Below are 20475 nucleotides of genomic sequence, written 5' to 3'. Positions count from 1 at the left end.
TCGACAAATTCCGCCGATACCATCGAATCCAATATCAAGTTGCCGTGTCGAATTGGATTGTGTGGAGCCTTCAGCGGACACAAAGGCCATGAGTTAGAGTGTTGCGGACGAGGTTGGTTTCTCGTTACTCGACGACGTGACTCAGGATGATGGCGCTGGATTGGAGCAGCCGGACGAGCGGTACGACGAAGACTATTATCTGATGGTCAATCCCGAGGTGGTCAACGGCGTCGCTGCGGGATATTTCGTGAACGGCTACCACCATTACCGACTCCACGGCCGCGGCGAAGGTCGCATCTGCGCGCCGGTGTTCGACGCCGCGTGGTATGGCCGGAGTTACCCGATTGTCACGAGGGACATCGAAAACGGCCGCGCGCGGGATGCCTGGGATCATTGGCGGCGGATCGGCCGTTATCGCGGCTACCTGCCGAACCCCTGCGCACCGCGGCCGGAAAATCCGTCGCGCATGACGGCCCGGTTCGGGAGGACGTGGACCGGTGCGCCGGACGCCGGCGACACGATCGCCGGCCGGTATGCGATCGGTGCGCTGAGCGATGCCGATGCCGGTTTGCTGCGCGACTGGGTTACCAATGGCTACGTCATTCTGCCCGGCGCGATTCAGGCCCATCTGCTGGATGCCGCCTGCACCGATCTCGACCGTGCCTATCAGGGCGGCATGCCGTCGCTACTGTTCCAATGCTTGAGCCTGAGCCCCAACGATATGCTGTGGCGGCCCGAAATCAATGCGCGGCCGGCAAAGGCGCTCGATCTGCACTGGCATTCGCAAGCGACGCGCGACCTGATGTTTGCGCCCGCCATTCTGCGCTTCCTGCACCTGATCTTCGAGCGGCCGCCGCTCGCCTCGCAAAGTCTCGGCTTCCTGCGCGGTGCCGCTCAGCCGGCGCATCAGGACACCGCCTATGTGGTGTATTCGCAGGCGCGCCGATTCGCCGCATCGTGGATCGCGCTTGAAGACGTGACGGAAGGTGCCGGCGAGCTTGCGTATTTCCCCGGCAGCCAGCAGGCACCCGACTTCATCTATGCCGAGCGCTACAAGAGCCTGCGTGAGGCGATGCGCATGAACATCGCCGGCGACCATTCGCTGCACGAGGTGGAAGAACAGCACGGCCGCACCATCATCCGTCATGCCGAGGAACGTGGCCTGCGCGAGGAATGTCTGCTTGCCAAAGCGGGCGACGTGTTGATCTGGCATGCCGACCTCGCGCACGGTGGCAAGCCGATTTTGAACAATGCGACGCGACGCAGCGTGGTCACGCATTATTGCCCGCCCGATGTCGCACCGCTCTCGTTCGAAGCTGGCCGCTGCGACCTGCGCCGGCATGAGACATCTGGCTATTACAGCACGGTCGTTTATTAACGGGGCATGTCCCAGCCGATCCTGCCGCTACGCATCATCCGTGTTCGTCCGCGTTTGTTCTCCGGGCTAGTGTGCGGGCTGATCGCGTTTCCGTTTCTGCCGCAGGGTTTGCCCGTGACCACGCGCGGCGTGCTCGCCTGGGATATTTTCGTCGCCGCCTTCCTGGTTCTGGCGGCGGTTCATTTCACCAGCGCCGATCATAAAAGGATCGCGGCTGACGCGGCCCGGCAGGAAGAGGGTGAATGGACGCTGTTCGCGCTGACGCTGATCGGCACGATCATGAGTTTTACCGCGATCGTGATTTTTTCCGGCCTCGCCAAGCTGAAGGGCCATCACGGCGAATATGTCGCGCTGGTCGGCCTGACCTTGATTGCGTCCTGGCTGATGACCCAGGTGACGTTTGCCTACCGCTACGCGCATGAATATTACGCCGATACCGATGCGGGGCCCGAGGGCGGGCTGAACTTCCCCGGCGAGGATGCGCCGGATTATCTGGATTTCATTTATTTTTCCTTCGTGCTCGGCATGACGTTCCAGGTGTCGGATGTGAACATCACCGGGCGCAAGATGCGCCGACTTGCCACATTGCAGGGGTTGATTGGGTATATGTTCAACACCGTTGTCCTGGCGCTGACCATCAACATCGCGGCTGGTATTTTCTGACGGCGATGAACCCGGCGGCGTTCACTGACATCATCCTTCAGAACGGTGCCAACCGCGCGCTGCTAGAGCGGTTGCCCGCCATTGGCCTCGGCGAGGCCTGGCTCGCGGCGGGCTGCCTATTCCAGACCGTTTGGAATCTCCAGACGGGGCGGCCGCCCGGCGAACAGATCAGTGACTACGATTTGTTCTATCACGATCCGGCGGATCTTTCATGGGATGCGGAGGACCGCGTGATCCGCCGCGTGGCCAATGCCTGTGCCGACCTTGACGTGACCGTCGAGGTGAAAAATCAGGCGCGGGTGCATTTATGGTATCGTGACCGATTTGGCACCGATTACCCGGCGCTGCGGTCGAGCGAGGATGGCATCGGGCGCTTTCTGGTGCGCGGCACCTGCGTCGGGGTCAGGGCGGGATGTGGGCGCGTGTTTGCGCCGTTCGGGCTCGACGATATCGCTGCGGGCGTCTTGCGGCCGAACCCGGATGTCACACTGACGGCGCGGTTTGCCGAGAAATGCGGCAGCTATCTGCGCCGATGGCCGCATCTGCGGATCGAGCCGGGTTGAGCGCGGCGGCCGCGAATGCGCTTACCATCGGTTAAGTATTTTTTGATAGCGATGCGTTCATGGATGAACGCCGCTCGAACGACCGCGTCCGTTTAGGGGCTCGTTATGCGCCGCTGGGCGCGGATCGGCGAGGTGCCTTTGCGCTCGAATTTGCCTTGGTCGGGCCAATCTTTCTACTGGCTCTGCTGTTCGTCTTCAATGTCGCCTACGCTCTGTTCACCAATGAAGTGTTGAACAATGCGGTGCAGGCCACCGCGCGGCAGATGCAGACCGGCACGGCACCGGTGGTGACCAGTCAGAGCCAGTTCATCAGCAGTGTGGTCTGCCCCAACACCTATGGGCTGGTCAACTGCAACGACATCTATGTCCGTGTCGAACAGATCGATACCAATACATGCAGCGATTTCTACGATGCCACGACCGGCACCCTGCCGATCGTGGGGGGCAATCTGCAGCTCGGCGATTACGGCGGTGCGGGGTCGGACATCGGGCCAAGCCAATGCGCAACGAGCGGCGCGGCGACGGGGTTTTGCAACGCCGGCCCGAATGAGGCGATTCTGGTCAGCGTGATCTATACCGCGCCGAGCTTCATGGGGCTGTTGCTCGGGAGCGTGGTGACCTATCATGGCATCTCGGTGACGCCGCTGCTGGCCACCGCCGGTTTCGAGACCGAGGGATTTGCGCCGACGGTATCGTCGGCCCCATGCTGAGACGGTCTATAATCGTGGATGACCATCGGGGCGTCGCGGCGCTAGAGTTCGCGCTGGTATTGCCGCTGATGCTGGCGCTGGTGTTCGGTGTGTATGAACTCTCCGAACCGATGATCATCAACCAGGAGGTCTATGCCGCCGCGCACAGTATCGCCGCTTCGGCCAGCAGCCTCGCGGTGCAGGCCGATGGCTCGACATCGCTCACCTACGCGCAGGTGCAGTTCGAGGCCTCGACCATTTTCGCCGAGATTCCGGCGTTGCGCGCGGGTCAACAGGGGTACGGCGCCGGCGATACCGGTGTGACGATTTCCGCAGTGGTGTTTGAGCCGACCACTACGGGATGCGTTCCAGGCTCCGGCGTCACCTGCAATTATACCGCCAATGTGGTCTGGAGCGTGGCCTATACCGGCGGCGACAGCGGGCTTGTGCCGTACGAAGGACTGTTGGGTCAACGCGGTTGTCAGGCGCTTGGACAGACGCCTCCAGCCGGCGACCCGCTCGGCACGACGCCCAGCGCCGCGCTTGCCACGTTGCCCACTCAGGGTGTCACGACCAACGCGACATCATGGCCGGACCCGATCCTCGTGGTCGACGCGTCCGTGAAATATCAGCCGCTTCTGCTCACCTATACGAAGACGCCGTTCTACCTTCTGGCGATCGGTTTCTGGCCGGTACGCAGCGTGAAAGCTGCATCGGTGGACGCCAACGGCAACGCGACGCCATTATTGGCGGACCAGCAGTACACGACCCTTACGGGGCTCCAGAACGCGCCGAGTGGATCATATTGCGTCAATCCGAATTATGCGGAGCCAGGCACATGATCGCGGCGATCCGCCTTTTCGTGCGAGACCGGCACGGCGCAATCGCGATCATCTTCGGTTTTTCGCTGGTACCGATGGCGATGCTGGTGGCGCTGTCGATCGATTTCTCGTTCTACGTGCAGGCGCGGGCACAGATCAGCCTCGCGGCCGATGCCGCCGCCACCCATGCGATCCGGGCCGCCACCGAAACCTACACGACCGAAATCAACGAAACCCCGCCGGTTGCGGCCGACACCGCCATTGCTGATGCCGATGCGGTCGGCGAAACCGCTGGTGCCGCGTGGTTCTGGGCCCAACTCGGCACGCTGCCGACCGCCAGCGTCACCGGTTCCACCAACCCGGACGTCACCGTGCAATCCAACACCAATCTCTCCCCCGCCAACCCGGCCGGTTTTACCGCAACCGTCGCCTACACCGGCATCTACCCGCCGTTTTTCGATCCTCTGTTCTCCAGCACTGCCAACTGGAAAATCACAGGTACTGCGGGTGCGCTATCGACCTATTCCTATGTCGAAATCCTGATGCTGTTGGATAATTCATCGTCGATGCTGATCGGTGCCACACCGCAAGCCATCACGACGCTTGAACGGAATACCGTCTGCATCCCGAGTGGTTGGTCAAATACGGGCGCAAACAGCACAAACGCTTACGATAACAACAGTCCGCTCGATATCGATATGAACACAGTGGATCACTACGACTCAGGTGGCTCTGCATCAAACCTCAATGGTTCATGTGCCAGCGGCTACAATCACACCCCCTTTGCCCCATGCGGTTTTGCTTGCCACTCCGATCCGAACACCCAGGATTATTACGGGATAGCCCGGTCCCTCGGCGTCGAACTTCGGCTTGATGTTGTACTCAGCGCCGCCGAAAACGTCATCGCCTCGATGAAAGCCAACGAGCAGGCGCCTGACCAGTTTGCGGTCGGCATCTATCAATTCAACAACGACATCGAACCGCTGTTTCCTAACTCGCAGGCAAGTGGCACAAATACTATGCAGGAAGCGTCAACCGACCTGTCGGGAGCACTTGGTGCGGTCGACGCGATCGACTGGAACAAGAACAAAAGCGAGACTGTGGAACCTCCGGTCCAATCGAGTGCGCAATATGGAAACACGGACTTGGTTCTGTCAGTCAAAGACCTTCTGAGCGGCACCTACGCGAACGGCGGCTCGTTTGGCCCGGCAATCTCGCGGGCCGGCTCCGGTAACACCGCCGCCAGCCCCCAAAAAGATATCTTTATCGTCAGCGACGGCATGGAAGACAACTCGGATTCACACCCTCGAGTTCTTGGTGAAATGACCGGTGTCGCCGCCGAAAACGATACGATCACGCCTAACCCGGGTGTATGCAAACAATTCAAGAAACTCGGCTTTACAGTTTACGTCTTATATGTCGTCTATAATCCCGTTCCGAACACATGGTATGAGGGCAAAGAATCAGGCGAAGTAGTACCAAACCCGACACCATATTTCACCGAAGACTTTCCGCACGTTACACAAAGCTGGACATCACCGGCACCGATAGACTTCGCCCAGGTTACAGCTGTGACCAACAATGGCAACACGCCGTCAGCCAACGCAATGTCGCCCGATGAAGCGGCCCTGCAAGCCTGCGCCTCATCACCCACCGACTTCTATATCGCCAATGATGCCGCCGCGATCAGCACGGCGATGAACGCCATGCTGAAATCCGCGCTCAGCAGCACCATCCGCCTGACGCAATAATCACTTCGCCGCCTTATGGGCGGCCGCTTCTTCGGCGCTACTGACACCGCCATGCGCGGCCGACCAGGCGACCGGGTTTTCCAGAAATTTGCGCACGCCGGTCAATGTCGCCTCGGGGAAGTAATCGCCGCCGCGGCAGGCCTCCAGCACATCCCACCAAGTGCAGAGGTGATGCAGCGAAATACCCATTTCTGCCAGCTTGTTCAGACTGCCGGGAAACACGCCGTAGAAAAATACGACGAACACATGATCACAGATTGCTCCGGCGTCGCGCAGCGCGTTGGCGAACTGGATTTTCGACCCGCCGTCCGTGGTCAGGTCTTCCACAAGCAGCGTATTCTTCCCCTCCGGCACATCACCCTCGATCAGCGCATTCCGGCCGAACCCCTTTGGCTTCTTGCGGACATAGGCCATCGGTAATGCCATCCGGTCGGCAATCCAGGCCGCGTAGGGAATCCCCGCCGTCTCGCCGCCGGCCACTGCCTCGATCGTTTCGAATCCGATCTGCCGCGTCAGTTTTTCAACCGCCAGTTCGCAGATTTTTGCCCGCGCGCGTGGAAAATAGATGATCTTGCGGCAATCGATATAAACCGGCGCCTTCCAGCCCGAGGTGAAGGTATAAGCCTCCTCTGGGCGGAAATTCACCGCCTTGATCTCCAGCAATATCCGTGCGGCAGTCAATGCCGCATCCCGATCCCAGTCGCTCGCGTGACCCATGCTCGCAGCCATATCAAACCCTCCAAATCTGCGCCGTTGGTAAAACACCCCTGATCTGCCGTCCACTAGCTTGCCCGGCCCTCAATCGGTGATAGAGAACGCCAATCGAATGATTCCATCGGCAGCCCAGGGCCGGGCAAGGAGCGAGACATGGCAAAGATCAAGGTAAAGAACCCGATCGTCGAGATGGACGGTGATGAAATGACCCGGATCATCTGGGGGTTCATCAAGGAAAAACTGATCCTCCCGTATCTCGATATCGATCTGAAATATTACGATCTCGGCATCGAGCATCGCGACGCGACGGATGACAAGGTGACGGTCGAGTCCGCCCATGCGACCAAGGAATTCGGCGTCGCGGTCAAATGCGCCACCATCACGCCCGATGAAGCACGCGTGGCGGAATTCGGCCTGAAGCAGATGTGGCGCAGCCCGAACGGCACGATCCGCAACATTCTCGACGGCACGATTTTCCGCGAGCCGATCATCTGCCGCAACGTCCCCCGCCTGGTGCCGCACTGGTCCGAGCCGATCGTGATCGGCCGCCACGCTTACGGCGATATCTACCGCGCGGTCGAAACCAAAATCCCTGGGCCCGGCAAGGTACAGTTGTCGTATATCCCCGCCGATGGCGGCAAGCCGATGATTCTCGATGTGCATGATTTCAAAGGCCCCGGCGTCGCCATGGGCATGCACAATACCAAGGCCTCGATCGAAGGGTTCGCCCGCGCCAGCTTCAATTATGGCCTGCTGCGCAACTACCCGGTCTACCTCTCGACCAAAAACACGATTCTGAAAGCCTATGACGGCATGTTCAAGGACGTGTTCCAGGAGATCTTCGATGCCGAATTCAAGGCCGAGTTCGACAAGCATGGCCTGACCTATGAACACCGCCTGATCGACGACATGGTCGCCTCCGCGCTGAAATGGAACGGTGGCTATCTATGGGCCTGCAAGAACTATGATGGCGACGTGCAGAGCGACATCGTCGCACAGGGGTTCGGCAGCCTTGGCCTGATGACATCGGTGCTGATGAGCCCGGATGGCAAGACGATCGAAAGCGAGGCCGCCCATGGCACCGTAACCCGGCACTATCGCGAGCACCAGAAAGGCCGGCCGACCAGCACCAATCCGATCGCCAGCATTTTCGCCTGGACGCGCGGACTCGCCTATCGCGGCAAGTTCGACGAGACACCGGATGTGACGGAATTTGCTGAAACGCTGGAGCGGGTTTGCGTTGAAACCGTTGAAGCTGGTTTCATGACGAAGGATCTGGCGAGCCTGATCAGCAAGGATCAGCCTTGGATGACCACTCAGGATTTCCTCGCGAAACTCGATGAAAACCTGCAAACGGCCATGGTTCATCGCAAAGCGGCATGAGGCTTATACATTTTTATGCCTGACGGCGGGACGGACTCCGGCCTATGTGTAAGCTATGAGTCCGATCCCGTTTTCCGTCCTCGACCTCGCCCCGGTCCCTGAAGGGTCAACCGCGGGAGATGCCCTGCGCAACAGCGCAGACCTCGCCGGTCACGCCGAGCGGCTGGGTTTTAACCGCTATTGGCTGGCCGAGCACCACAACATGCCGGGTATCGCCAGTGCGGCTACCGCGGTGGTCATCGCGCATGTTGCCGCAGCCACCAGCACCATCCGCGTCGGCTCCGGCGGCGTCATGTTGCCGAACCATGCACCGCTGGTGATTGCCGAGCAGTTCGGCACGCTGGCCGCCCTGCATCCCGGCCGAATCGATCTGGGCCTCGGCCGTGCGCCTGGAACCGACCAGCGCACGGCGCGCGCCCTGCGGCGCGACCTGGCGGGCAGCGAAACCAGATTCGCCGATGATGTGATCGAACTGCAAAGCTATTTCCGCCCTGCCCCGCCCGACCAAGCCGTGCGCGCGGTGCCGGGCGCCGGGCTCGATGTGCCGATTTGGCTGCTGGGATCATCGACCTACAGTGCTGAACTCGCGGCGGCACTCGGCTTGCCGTTTGCGTTCGCCTCGCATTTCGCGCCCGATTTGCTGCGCCAGGCGCTGCAGATCTATCGCACCCGCTTTCAGCCCTCTGCCCAGTTGGCGCGGCCGTACGCGATGCTGGGCCTGAATGTGATCGCCGCTGAAACCGATGCACGGGCAGCCCATCTCTTCACATCGTTGCAACAGGCTTTCATCAACCTACGTCGCGGTCGGCCCGGAAAACTGCCCGCCCCCGCCGTGATGCAGGACATCTGGTCCCCGATGGAGAAGGCCCAGCTCGACCACGCGCTGGTTCACTCCATCGTCGGTGCGCCGGACACAATCAGCGCGGGCCTCGGCCGGTTCATTACCGAATTCCGTCCCGATGAATTGATGATCACTGCGCAGATCCACGATCATGGCGCACGACGTCGCAGTTATGAAATCGTTAGCGAAGTAGCCATTACACGTAAACAGTGCATTGCCGCCTAAAGTTTACAATTGTAAATTGAATGAAGATGATTTCCTGTCGGAGTCTTTTACATCTCACTAATTGAGATGCTACAAATACTTGAAATTCCTGATCGTCTCACATGGCACGTTTTGTGCAACGACTTTTATGCGCTCCGGGTTGGATGCGCGGTGATTCCGTAGAGGAAGCATCTTTCTCATTGTGTGGGAGGGTAAAATGACAAAATTTCGAACATTGTTACTGGCGGGTACCGTTGCAGCACTTGGCTTTATCGGTACAGCGAATGCCGGGTTGCTTGATGGGTCGTTTCAGGTAACAATCTATCACTTGACGCACACCGCAACCAACAACTCAGGGGCCTCGTCTCAGCAGGCTTTGCCGACCAACCCGCTGGGCGCGACGGCCCCGCTCGCCGCCTTTACATACACCGGCGCTCTAAATTTTGACGCCACCACCAACACTATTGACAATTTTTTTACATCAGGCGGCGGCACGCTGACCAACTTCACGACCGGAAATGTGGGGGCGCTCTCCGCAGACCTGAGCAGCAGCGGATTTGGCGATACGACCTTCATGAAGATCACGTTTAACAGCGCCAATACTGTAACCGGCATTACGCATGATGATGGCGTGAGCCTGTATGCGGCCGGCAACACGTCAAACGATCTACTACCGACGAGCGACTCTGCGCCGACATCGCAGACGCTCAGCAGCTTGGCGCCGCCGGCAACCGCCGGTGCCTACGACCTCTACTACGTCGAAGCGAACGGCCTGCCTGCCGTTCTGAGCGTCAACGTGCCGGAGCCTGGCAGCCTTATGCTGCTGGGGACCGGGCTGCTTGGTCTTGGACTGGTGGCGCGCCGCCGCCGGAAGTCGGTCTGACACAGACCAAACGATTCATCGTGCGTCGACGGCTCCGGGATATTCCGGAGCCGTTTTCGCTCCACCGGATTTAAGACCTGGGCGCCGCCGGATAGGTCTGCTCCCACCCGCCGCCCAACGCCTGATACAGCTTGACCAGATCGGTCGAAACCTGAGCCAGGCTCTCGGCCTCGGACTGGCTCGCCGCCAACTCGCTCTGCTGCGCCGTCAACACCTGCAGGTAATCGGCCAGGCCCTCCCGGTAGCGCTCCTGCGCCAAGCCAAGCGCGCGCTGGCTCTCCGCGACATCGGTCTTCAACGCCGCGAAGGTGTTCTGCTCCTGATCATACGCGGTCAGCGCATTATCGACCTGATGGAACGCCGTGAGCACGGTCTTGGCGTAATCGATCGCGGCAGCCTTCTGCTCGGCGGTGCGCAGATGCAACTGGCCGTTCAGCTTGCCACCCTCGAACAGCGGCAGGGTAATCTGCGGCCCGATCGCATAGGTCACCGCCGCCAACTGGTTGAGGTTGGAGAACTGCAGCGCCTGCAGCGAGACCGAGCCGGAGAGCGAGACATCCGGAAAGAAATCCGCCTTGGCAACGCCGATTTCCGCGGTCGCCTCATGCAGTTTGGCCGAAGCCTCGCGCACGTCCGGCCGGCGCTGCAACAACGCGGAGGGCAGGCCGATTGGCACCACGGGCGGCACCGCAGGCACCGGTGCCGCGGTGATCAATTCCGCGCGCAACGCCTCCGGGCCGCGCCCAAGCAGCAGGCTCAACTGGTTGATATCCGCATCGATCGCGGTTTCGAGCGCAGGAAGTTTCGACCGGATTGAGGCCGCCTGCGCCCGGGCATCCGCAACATCGAGCGCATTGGCAAGCCCGGCCTGCGCGCGCTGACCGGTCAGGCCCGCGATATGGTCAGCACTCTTCAAATTGTCTTTCGTGATTTGCATCACGGTCTGTTCGGCACGCAGATTGACATAGGTCTGCGCCACCTCGGCCTCGGTATTTAGCAGCACGGCGCGGCGCGCATCGCGCGAGGCCTGCACGGCGGCGAGCGAGGCTTCAACCGCCCGGCGATTCTTGCCCCACAGGTCGAAATCGAACACCGAGGAAAACCCGTACTGGAACAGGTTGAATGGCTGGATCGCCGAGCCCGGAATGCCGCCGCCGCCGATCGAACTTGCAGAGCCGCCAGCGGTCGAGCCGGCATTGGTGCTCGTGCTGGTGTTGGAACCCGAACCGCTGAGCGCGGTAAACACGCCCTTCTTGCTCGGCCCCTCACGCGTGAACGAACCGGCGAAATTCAGGTTGGGATAGAGCGTCGCCCCCTCGATCTGCGCCTGCGCCTGTGCCTCGGCCAGACGTTGGGTTGCGATCCGCACGTCCAGATTCTGCTGGATCGCCTGGGTCTCCAGGTTGGTCAGCGCGGGATCGCCGAAGCTCCGCCACCATGCGAGATCGACCTTCCCTTGGCTGACACCGTTGGGCGCGGTAATCGCCGGCCGATTGTCGAGAAACGATGCGGCTGTGTGCGGATGGGGATTATGGAAGTTCGGCCCCAACTCACAGCCACCGAGCGTCGATGCGGCGAGCAGCCCCGCCCCCAGGACAGTTCCCCATCGCAACCGGTGACGGACAGATTCAAACCTCATACGACACTCCTTTCGCAGGCCCCTTGCCACGGCCGGCCTTGGCGGGCGCGCCGAGCAACAGAATGATCGGCCAGATCAGCAACGCGACCAGGCCGAGACTATGGAACAAATCGAGATAGCTCATAAATGCTGCCTCATGTTGCACGGCAGCAGTGATCTGGGGAAGTGTCTGGCCGTGCAGGCTGACATACGGTGTGATCGCATCGGCGAGCCTGGCATGATGAAACTGGGTGCGGATCGCGAGCATCGTCGTGACGTAGGAAATGCCGATGCTGCCGCCGATGTTGCGGACCTGGTTGATGATCGCCGAGGCATCGCCATTGCGCGCCGGCGGCACGCCGACATAGGACAACGCCGAGATCGGAATGAACAGGAACGGCAGCGCAATCACCTGCAGCACACGGTCGAGCGAAATGGTGTAGAACGAAACATCGGGCGCCAGATGCGACTGCAGCATCAGCGCGATGCCGGTTTCCACCAACCCGCCGATCAGCAACACCTTGGCCGAAATGAACCGCCCGGTCACGATGCCGGCCACCGGCATCAACCCGATCGTCGCCAAACCGCCGAGCGCCAGCGCAAAACCTGACGTCTGGGATGAGTAGCCCAGCAGTGTCTGCGTCAGTTGTGGCAGCAATTGCGTGGTGCTGAGCAAGATGAATCCGATCACGAACATGATGATGCAGGAGATCGAGAAATTGCGGTATTTGAACATCCGCACGTTTACCACCGGCTCGGGGTGCCCCCATTCCCACACGCCGAGCGTGACCAGCGAGACGGTCCAGACCACGAATAATTCGCAGATGAAGGTGGAACCGAAACCATCATCGAGCGAGAATTTGTCGAGAAATATCTGCAACGCGCCGAAGCCGGTGGCGACCAGAATGAGCCCGAACCAGTCGAACCGCAGCTTCGCCGCCAGTCGCGCCGCGCGCTCGCGCACCAGCACGGCGGGTTCGTTGACGAAAATAGCGATCAAGGTGAATGCGATCAGCCCGACCGGCAGGTTGATCAAAAACACCCAGTGCCATGACAGATGATCGGTCAGCCAACCACCGAGAATCGGACCCGTCGCGGGGGCGACAATGATAACCACGCCATAGACCGCAAACACCTGCGCGCGTTTTTCGATCGGAAAGGTGTCGGCAAACATCGACTGCGTGATCGGTTGTAACCCACCGCCGCCCAGCCCCTGCAACACGCGCGCCACGATCAGCATGGTCAGCGAGGTTGAAAACGCGCAAAGCACCGAGCTTGCCGTGAACAGCGCAATACAGATCAAAAACAAGCGCTTGCGCCCGAGCACCGCGGCGAGCCAGCCGGTGATCGGCAGGATCATGCTGTTCGACACCAGATAGGAGGTGAGCACCCAGGTGCTTTCCTCTGGACTGACCGCGAGCGAGCCGGCGATATGGGTCAGGGCGACGTTGGCGATGGTGGTATCCAGCACCTCCATGAAGGGTGCCAGCGCGATCATCGCAACGATCAGCCACGGGTTGTAAACACCGGCCGCCGAGCGCGGCAGAGCCGGCCGGCTGGCATAGAGAAAACTCATTTGGCACGAATACGGATATACGGTTCGGCTGACATGCCAGGCGCAATCGCGTAATGCGCCAACCGCTTGTCATCGAAACTGATCCGCACCGGCACGCGCTGGACGATCTTGACGTAATTGCCCGTCGCGTTCTCCGCCGGCAGCAGCGAGAACACGCTGCCGGTGCCGCGCTGGATGCTGGTGACCACACCATGAAACCCGATGCCCGGCACTGCGTCGAGATAGACCCGGACATGCTGGCCCGGCCTGATCCGGCCCAGTTCGGTCTCCTTGTAGTTCGCGGTCACCCAGTAGCGGTCACCCACCAGCGCCATCAGACCGTTGCCGGGCGAAACCACATTACCGGTTCGCACCGTGCGTTCGGCAATGAACCCGGCGGCGGGCGCGCGAATAATGGTGTAGCCTATCTGCAATTTGGCGTTCTCGACCCCGACATCCGCCGCCCGCAGCGCGGCCTGGACGGCGACCAGCCCCGCCTTAGCGCCGGTGACCTGTTGTTGCGCGGCGCCGACCTTGGCTTGCGCGGCCTGGAGTGCGGCATTGGCGGCATCCAGATTGGTTCTGGTGATCGCCTGCGGGTCGACCCGGCGGTAGCGCGCGGCATCCTGGCGCGCCTTGAGCAGATTGGCCTGAGCGACCTCGGCATTCGCGGCCGCCTGCGCGACATCCGCCCGCCTGGTGCCGACATCGGCTTCAGCCTGAGCGCGCTTGGCTAGCGCGCGGTCGACCGCGACGCGTTCGGTCCCGGAATCGAGCACGACAAGGACCTGCCCCTTTTCAACATGTTCGTTCTGATGGACCGGCACGGACTCGACCTGCCCCGAGATCCGCGCGGCGATTCGATGAATCGGCCCATCGACCTGGGCATCATCGGTCGTTGCGAAATTGCGCGCGTGCAACCAATAGATCACGCCGGCACCGACCAGCACGAGCAGCACCAGTGCCAGGATCAGGAAGGGCCGGCGGCTGCGCCCGCGTTGCGGTGCATCAGCCGGCGTTGCGGTCTCTCGCGCAGCCGCCTGCTGCTCACTGATGCCATCCATTGGAGTTCGACCTCGTCCCTACCTGCTCCCGGCAATTAGGTCATGAAGTCGCGCGATAACGCAAGGGAGGCACGTTTCCGTGACGCATCAAGCTTATCTGAACGATTGTTCATAAATTTCAACGCACGATGCGGATTCGCCTTGCCAAGTGAAACCGTTTACAGAATACTACCTAAGGTAGCACAACCACCTTGGCTCGATTAGAAATGGATCAAAATAATGGGTTTTCAGACACTCGACGGCTTCGTACGCGAACGCATCCGGGCCTGGCCGCAAACCCCCCCTGGCCTCGAGGCCGCCGACGCAAGGGGTCATGGCGTCTGGCTGAAAGCCCGACCGGGACCGGCTTCGGAAAATGATGCACCTTCCCTGAAAATTCCCGGTGCTGCGCGCATGCGCACCTTTCCGGACGGGCTGTGGCTCTGGTTCGGCGGCACGGCGGCTGACCCGTTCGTCGATATTTTCGCAATCGAAGTGTGTGGCAGCCTGCAGAATCTGCTCGACAAACGATCCCGCTACACGCCGAGCCTGCATTCGCTGCTGATTTCCTGCCCGGCGGTTTGGCTGAAACGCGCGGTTGCGGAGCAGGACGATATCCCGCGCTGGCGCACCATCGGCCTGTTCGAGCGCGAACCGGAAGCCACGGTCGCTCTGCCGGTGCGCGACATGCGGGTGCTCTACGCGCTAAAACCGCGCCAATTCGACGAGTTCGCCGCGCATAACATTGCCCATGCGCATGAATTATTTGCGCCGATTGATGTTCTGATCGATGAAGCCGGCTGGCAGGCGCCCGCGCTACGGCAGTTTCTGTTCCACGCCGCCCGGCGCGCCAATTTCTGGGACAAGGCGGCCTACACCTGCAATGAACCCTGGCGCGGCAACCCGGCACCCGGCGTGCTCGACGGCAAGCCGAGCCCGGTCCGGCCAATCGGAGATTATCCCATCAACACCAAACCCGATCATACGATCAAGCGCCTCGGGCGCATTGACCGTCCACGGCAGAACAAGGAGGCCGAGCGACTGGGCCTCGCGGACATCGGCCTCCTCGAGGGTCGCATGAAACGGCGCCCAGCACGCAGCCCCCGTCGCGGCGACGGCCTGGATTATCTTACCGTCGAATGCGCCTAGATCGGCCCCATCGAGCCATAATCCGCCCTGAGCGACGGTATCGGGTTCGGTGAGGCAGCAGCGCCGAAGCGTCGGCTCGATCGCCGACGCTTCGCGGAGCACCCGCCAGTCGAACGCGAACAGCACGGCGTGCTCGATCGCATCCGCCGCGCGGAGCGCCTCGATCACCGCGGTCGCCATGGCGGCAGGTGTCGCGGTATCGGCTGGACGATCCGGCACCGTCTTGACCTCGATCAACAGATCAAGCTCCCGCAGCGCGGCGAGCACCGCAGTGAGGCTCGGAATTGCCGCACCATCGCAGGCGACCTGATCGGGATAGCGCGCAGCATACTCCGATCCGGCGCGCAAACGGCCGACATCATAGCCCGCGAGTTGGGCAAGACTGAGGCCGCGCAGCAACGGCGCATCCGCCCCGACATAATGACCCGCCGCATCCCGCGCGATCGCGGCGTTCAGTCTTGGATCGTGATGCACCACGGCGAAGTTGTCCGCGGTCAGGCCGACATCGAACTCAACCCCCGTCACGCCGCTGGCACGCGCCACGGCAAACCCGCCGATCGTGTTTTCCGGTGCCAGGCCACGCGCGCCACGATGGCCGAAAACCGCAATGGTCCTCATTCGCCGACGAGCTTTTCGGCGTCGGTGATCAGTTCCATCGCACCGTCAGCGCCCCGCGTCAGCCGGGCGCGCCGGGCATGCAGGCTGATCACGCTGTCCTGATGCGCGATGGAAATAATCTGCGTCTCCGGCAGCCGGGCGCGTAGCAGCGCGAACAGATCGCCAATCGCCGCCTCATCGATCGCTGACAATGCCTCGTCCATGAACAGCCAATCGGGTTTCACGATCAAGGCGCGCGCCAGCGCGAGGCGCTGCTGTTCACCCCCCGAAAGCCGAAGTGTCCAGTTATCGACCTGCTCCAGCCGCGCCGCGAGCGATCCCAGGCCAACATCCTCCAACGCCGCCCGCACATCCTGATCCGCGACGTCGTATTCCTGGCAAGGATAGGCGACCGCCCGCTTGAGCGAGCCGAGCGGGAAATACGGGCGTTGCGGCAGAAACATCGAGCGCCCGACCGGTCGCGATACCCGCCCCTTGCCGAACGGCCAGATGCCCGCGAACATCCGAAACAACGTCGATTTGCCCGACCCCGATGCACCGGTAATCGCCATCGGCTCACCGCGCGCGATCGCGAGATGCGACTGGGCGAACAGCTTGCGGCCATCCGGCAGGTCGATCGCCAGATCATCGGCGCGCAACATAGTGCCTGGCTCGCCGCCAGGGGCGGCATTCTGCTGCACATGCGCCGCGACCACCGCCCGCTCGAACCCATCGAGTCGTTGCACCGTCGCGCGCCATCCGACGATCTGCGGATAGGCGCCGACGAACCACGAGAACGAGCCCTGCACATTACCGAAGATGTTATTGATCTGAAGCAGCAACCCAAGCGTGAAAAGACCGGTGAAATAGCCCGGTGCGGCAATCAGGATAGGAAAGATGATCGCCACCTGGCTGAAGCCGATGGTGAAAAAATTCAGCGCCTTGGTGCGCTTCATGATCATCCACCAGTTCAGATAGATCGCATGAAACCGCTGCTTCAGCCCAATGGTTTCCTCGGCTTCGCCGCCGTATAGCGCGATCTGCTCGGTATTTTCGCGCACGCGGATCAGATTGAAGCGGAAATCGGCGTCGACCTGCTGCTGCTGAAAGCTCAGCGGGATGAGTTTCCAGCCGATCACATGCGTCAGATAGGTGCCGATCAGCGAATAGACGATCGCCGTCCAGACGAGATAGCCGGGGATCACGGCGCCAAAAATATGCAGCGGCGGCACCAGGAACCACAGGACGAAGATGAAACTGAGCAGATTGACGATATTGGCGATGAAACTGATGCCGAGCGACAGGTTGTTCGACACGAAACTGCGTAGATCATCGGCGATTCGCTGATCGGGGTTGTCGAGCGGGCTGCCCGCTTCGGCCATCAGGCTGATCTGGTAATGGGCGCGGCCGGTGAGCCAGTCCTTCACGAAATTATCGGTGATCCAGCGCCGCCAGCGGATCTCGAGCATCTGCTGCAAATAGAACGCGTAAACCCCGACCAGGATGTTGAACACCGCAATCTCGGCAAACCCCGGGACGAACCAAGGATAGCCCTTGATAAACCGGTAAGTGAAGATCGAGCCCCAGAACGCCGGTTCGTCCTTCGCCTGCAATGCGTTGTAAAAAATTTTGTACCAGTAGGAATACAGGACGTTCAGATAGACCGAGACCAGATTGAGCGCGATGATGGCGGCCAGCAGCCCCCAGGCGACAAATTTTTCTTCGGATTTGAAATAGGGCTTGGTGAGACGCCAGGCATCCGCCATCGCACGGCCGATGTTGCGGAGAAATTTCATGGTTGGGCGCCGGCCACCTTCGCCGCGATGGCGCCGAGCCAGGATTTCACCCGCGCTTCGTTCACGCCGAAATCGGACTGGCCATAAATCGAGTGGGAATACAGGATCAAAGCACTTCCGCCTGCGGGATCGGGCTGCACCGCCACCTCGATCACATCCGGAAAATTTGCGCGGGCCGAGCGGGCGACCCAGGCCGCCTGCAGATGTGCGGGATGGCTGTCGAGCGCGAACACCCGTGGCTCCGCCGCTGCAACCTGCCCGACCATGGCGAACAACGCAGTCGGCGACACTTTATAATGCGGCGTCACGATGTTCGGACCCGGGGTGAACCCGGACGGCGCCGCCAGCGCTTTGTTTGGCGTCTTCGGCAGGGTCAGATGAGCGAAATCGACCACGCCCGGTGGCGCGACACCCTGCGCCCCCATTTTGCCGCAGGCGGGAAACACCAAGCTCAACAGCAGCGGCAACAGCCCAACACCCATCGTCATTCCTCCTGATTGGTCGTGAGCCGGAACCGCACGACGCCATGCATCGCCTCCGGCGCGATTCTCTTACCCTTGCGCAAAATGTCGATCTGGCCGGATTGCGCAAGATGCACTGCAGCCGCGCGCACCTGCGGCAGAAACCGCCGCCACGCCTCGGGGTCAGTCGATCGATCCGGGACCGAGTCGGCCAGAGCGCGGGCGGCATCGGTCGGGCAGATCGATTTAAGGTGACCGCGCGCGGTCACGAGGTCGAGGATCGCGGCGGTCGCCGCGGCGTCGGGTGGGATCATCAAAAAACTTTCTGACCCTGGGGCACGGGCGTTTGAAGCGGCACGGGCCCAAATTAACAAAGTTTTTTTTGCTTCTTTTTTGTTCACAAAAAAGAAGACCTACCCTGCCTTACCGACCTGCCGCCAGGCTCATAAACCTGAAACGCGCGCCCGTGCCCGAATGGCTTCCGCCGGCATCGCGGGACCAATCCACGGTCCCTGCACCAGATCGACCCCGAGCCCACGGATCCGCTCGGTTTCCGCCGCGGTCTCAACGCCGTCGATCGTGACGAGCACGCCCTGACGATGCGCGATTTCGACCGCGGCGCGGATCAGGATGGTTTCATCGACCGCATCGCCCGGCATGGTCGCATGGGCCAATCGCCGATCGAGCTTGAGCCCGGTCAGCGGCAGGCGCGGCAACAAGGCGAGGCTGCCGAAAATCGCACCAAAGCCTTCGAGGGTGACGCCGACCCCATATTCGCGCAACGCGCCGATGGCATGATGCAGCGCCATACCCCCCTCGACCAGTTCTGATTCATCGATCTGGAAATCGATCCGCTCGGCGCCGACCCCGGCCTGCGCGAGCGCCCCCAGCACGATGTCGCACACCCCACCATCCACCAGAATCCGGCTGGGCACCGGCACGGCGATGCGCCAATGCGCCGGCCAGATCGCGACCTCGGCCGCCGCGGCATCGAGCGTGAAGCGCAGCATGTCCTCGCGCAGCACCGGCCGGTCCAGATCGCGCAGCAGCGGCGTGACCGAAACCAGTCCGCGCCGGCGATTGGGCAGGCCCAGCCATAACTCAGCTCCCTCGATCCGGTCCGACTCCACGAGCCCGGTGCCAGCGGTTGCATGCCCCGTCGGTGCGAGGCGTTGACGCGGCAGGAACCGCAGGCAAAATGCATCGTCGCGCAGCGCTTCAGTCAGCCGCATCGCCCGTTTGCGTTGCTCCCCCGCGACCAGACGCCGCAACGAGGCACGGGTTCGCCGATCCGTCGTCGTGCTGGACGTCTCCGCCACAACTGCGTCGGACCCCTGATAACCGCCTGAATCGATTACGCTCACGCACTTTGCTCCATCTTGGTCTGGCCGAACCTGGACCATCGTGAGCATGATGATGCCGCAAGGAAGTAAAAATCGCGTTAGCGCCGGCTCAAAAATCTAAACAAAATCACGACTGCCGCGACAGACGCTGATTTTCAGACCGCGATATTGTCGAGCAGTCGGGTCGCCCCCAACCGCGCCGCGGCGATCAGTCGTGCCGCACCCGCGCGATCGTTCAGCGGTTCCAGGGTCCTTGCATCGACCAGGGCAAAGTAGTCCACCGTGAAACCAGCCGCGACCAGCGCCGCCTCGCCTTCTGCGATGCTCCGCCCCAGCGGTGCCCCGGAGCATATGGCATCACGCGCGCCGGTCAGGGCCGCAAACAAAGCCGGTGCGGCCGCGCGCTCGGTCGCCGCCAGGTAACGGTTGCGCGACGACATCGCTAGGCCGCTCGCCTCTCGCCAGGTCGGTGCCGCAATGATATCGACGGGTAGCCCCAGATCTTCGACCATGCGGCGGATTACCTGCACCTGCTGCCAGTCCTTTTCGCCAAAACACGCGGCATCCGGCCTTACCTGGCCGAACAATTTCGCCACCACGGTCGCGACCCCCCGAAAATGCCCCGGTCGCGCCGCGCCCTCCCACAGCAGCGCCGGGCCGGCGACCTCGATGATCGTGGCATCGCCCGGCGGATACATCGTGGTGACATCCGGCAGCCAGACCAGATCGCACCCCGCCGCGGCCAGCATCGCGCAGTCGGCGGCCTCATCGCGCGGATAGCGTGCAAAATCCTCGTCGGGCGCGAATTGGGTGGGATTGACGAAAATCGAGGCGGCGACCGCGTCACCATGCGCGCGCGCGGCGCGGATCAGCGACAAATGGCCTTCGTGCAGCGCCCCCATGGTTGGCACCAGCGCAAGGCCCGGCCGGCCGGCGGCGGCAAGCGCTGCGCGCGCGGCGCGCAACTGCACCGGAGTGCGGGCGATCTCCATAGGTCCTCCGTTGAGGCTGTGTGACTGGTTC

19 protein-coding genes are annotated in these 20475 nt (G+C 61.7%); 9 read left to right on the top strand and 10 right to left on the bottom strand.

Translation table 11 applies throughout. The features are described 5' to 3' along the window. The first annotated feature begins 136 nt into the window (after positions 1–136). The 6 genes from B7X49_RS04825 to B7X49_RS04800 are packed head-to-tail and all read left to right on the top strand — an operon-like array spanning position 137 to position 5865. Complete coding sequence (locus B7X49_RS04825; protein ID WP_286704043.1) at positions 137–1378, top strand: phytanoyl-CoA dioxygenase family protein; 1242 nt, start codon at positions 137–139, stop codon at positions 1376–1378. A 6-nt stretch (positions 1379–1384) separates the two neighbouring features. Beyond that, positions 1385–2041, top strand: coding sequence for a DUF1345 domain-containing protein (locus B7X49_RS04820; protein WP_286704042.1), 657 nt, complete (start codon positions 1385–1387; stop codon positions 2039–2041). Between the two features lie 5 nt (positions 2042–2046). Next, complete coding sequence (locus tag B7X49_RS04815; protein ID WP_286704041.1) at positions 2047–2604, top strand: nucleotidyltransferase family protein; 558 nt, start codon at positions 2047–2049, stop codon at positions 2602–2604. A 59-nt stretch (positions 2605–2663) separates the two neighbouring features. Next, complete coding sequence (locus B7X49_RS04810; RefSeq protein WP_286704040.1) at positions 2664–3314, top strand: TadE/TadG family type IV pilus assembly protein; 651 nt, start codon at positions 2664–2666, stop codon at positions 3312–3314. A 14-nt stretch (positions 3315–3328) separates the two neighbouring features. After that, complete coding sequence (locus B7X49_RS04805) at positions 3329–4135, top strand: TadE/TadG family type IV pilus assembly protein (protein ID WP_286838453.1); 807 nt, start codon at positions 3329–3331, stop codon at positions 4133–4135. Beyond that, entirely contained in the window at positions 4132–5865 is a 1734-nt protein-coding gene (locus B7X49_RS04800; protein ID WP_286704038.1) for a TadE/TadG family type IV pilus assembly protein, read from the top strand. Before B7X49_RS04805 ends, B7X49_RS04800 begins: the two co-directional genes overlap by 4 nt. On the opposite strand, the gene B7X49_RS04795 is transcribed toward B7X49_RS04800, so the two are convergent. Next, positions 5866–6594 carry an orotate phosphoribosyltransferase gene (locus B7X49_RS04795; RefSeq protein ID WP_029311657.1) on the bottom strand — a complete coding sequence of 243 codons (729 nt, stop codon included), beginning with the start codon at positions 6592–6594 and terminating at the stop codon, positions 5866–5868. Positions 6595–6732: 138 nt separating this feature from the next. On the opposite strand from B7X49_RS04795, the gene B7X49_RS04790 reads away from it, so the two are divergent. The 3 genes from B7X49_RS04790 to B7X49_RS04780 all read left to right on the top strand — a co-directional run bounded on the left by B7X49_RS04790 (position 6733) and on the right by B7X49_RS04780 (position 9890). Continuing rightward, a complete protein-coding gene (locus B7X49_RS04790; RefSeq protein WP_029311658.1) occupies positions 6733–7962 on the top strand; it encodes an NADP-dependent isocitrate dehydrogenase in 1230 nt (409 codons plus the stop codon). 55 nt (positions 7963–8017) lie between these two features. Beyond that, the gene (locus tag B7X49_RS04785) at positions 8018–9028 is read left to right on the top strand and encodes an LLM class flavin-dependent oxidoreductase (RefSeq protein ID WP_286704037.1); all 1011 of its coding nucleotides are present in this window, start codon (positions 8018–8020) and stop codon (positions 9026–9028) included. Between the two features lie 196 nt (positions 9029–9224). After that, a complete protein-coding gene (locus B7X49_RS04780; protein ID WP_286704036.1) occupies positions 9225–9890 on the top strand; it encodes a PEP-CTERM sorting domain-containing protein in 666 nt (221 codons plus the stop codon). Between the two features lie 70 nt (positions 9891–9960). Here the strand turns inward: B7X49_RS04780 and B7X49_RS04775 are convergent, their stop codons facing one another. From B7X49_RS04775 to panC, 9 genes are all read right to left on the bottom strand, one after another. Continuing rightward, positions 9961–11529, bottom strand: coding sequence for an efflux transporter outer membrane subunit (locus B7X49_RS04775; protein ID WP_286704035.1), 1569 nt, complete (start codon positions 11527–11529; stop codon positions 9961–9963). Then, complete coding sequence (locus B7X49_RS04770) at positions 11519–13084, bottom strand: DHA2 family efflux MFS transporter permease subunit (protein WP_286704034.1); 1566 nt, start codon at positions 13082–13084, stop codon at positions 11519–11521. Before B7X49_RS04770 ends, B7X49_RS04775 begins: the two co-directional genes overlap by 11 nt. Then, on the bottom strand, positions 13081–14127 hold the full coding sequence (locus B7X49_RS04765) for an HlyD family secretion protein (protein WP_286704033.1): 1047 nt from the start codon (positions 14125–14127) through the stop codon (positions 13081–13083). Before B7X49_RS04765 ends, B7X49_RS04770 begins: the two co-directional genes overlap by 4 nt. A gap of 795 nt (positions 14128–14922) precedes the next feature. Next, positions 14923–15873, bottom strand: a complete 951-nt coding sequence (locus B7X49_RS04760) for a glycerophosphodiester phosphodiesterase family protein (RefSeq protein WP_286704032.1) — start codon at positions 15871–15873, stop codon at positions 14923–14925. Continuing rightward, positions 15870–17648, bottom strand: coding sequence for an ABC transporter ATP-binding protein/permease (locus B7X49_RS04755; protein WP_029311666.1), 1779 nt, complete (start codon positions 17646–17648; stop codon positions 15870–15872). Before B7X49_RS04755 ends, B7X49_RS04760 begins: the two co-directional genes overlap by 4 nt. Then, positions 17645–18136 carry a DUF1499 domain-containing protein gene (locus B7X49_RS04750; RefSeq protein ID WP_286704031.1) on the bottom strand — a complete coding sequence of 164 codons (492 nt, stop codon included), beginning with the start codon at positions 18134–18136 and terminating at the stop codon, positions 17645–17647. Before B7X49_RS04750 ends, B7X49_RS04755 begins: the two co-directional genes overlap by 4 nt. Continuing rightward, entirely contained in the window at positions 18133–18423 is a 291-nt protein-coding gene (locus B7X49_RS04745) for a DUF3253 domain-containing protein (protein WP_286704030.1), read from the bottom strand. The genes B7X49_RS04750 and B7X49_RS04745 overlap by 4 nt, the downstream gene beginning before the upstream one ends. A 129-nt stretch (positions 18424–18552) precedes the next feature. Beyond that, on the bottom strand, positions 18553–19473 hold the full coding sequence (locus B7X49_RS04740; protein WP_286704029.1) for an EAL domain-containing protein: 921 nt from the start codon (positions 19471–19473) through the stop codon (positions 18553–18555). A 134-nt stretch (positions 19474–19607) separates the two neighbouring features. Next, complete coding sequence (gene panC / locus B7X49_RS04735; protein WP_286704028.1) at positions 19608–20444, bottom strand: pantoate--beta-alanine ligase; 837 nt, start codon at positions 20442–20444, stop codon at positions 19608–19610. Positions 20445–20475 lie beyond the last annotated feature (31 nt).

The sequence above is a fragment of the Acidiphilium sp. 34-64-41 genome, from assembly GCF_002282635.1.
In the GTDB taxonomy this organism is placed as follows: Bacteria; Pseudomonadota; Alphaproteobacteria; order Acetobacterales; family Acetobacteraceae; genus Acidiphilium; species Acidiphilium rubrum.
Note: the sequence above shows the minus strand (reverse complement) of the source record. Positions and strands in the feature narration are given on the sequence as shown.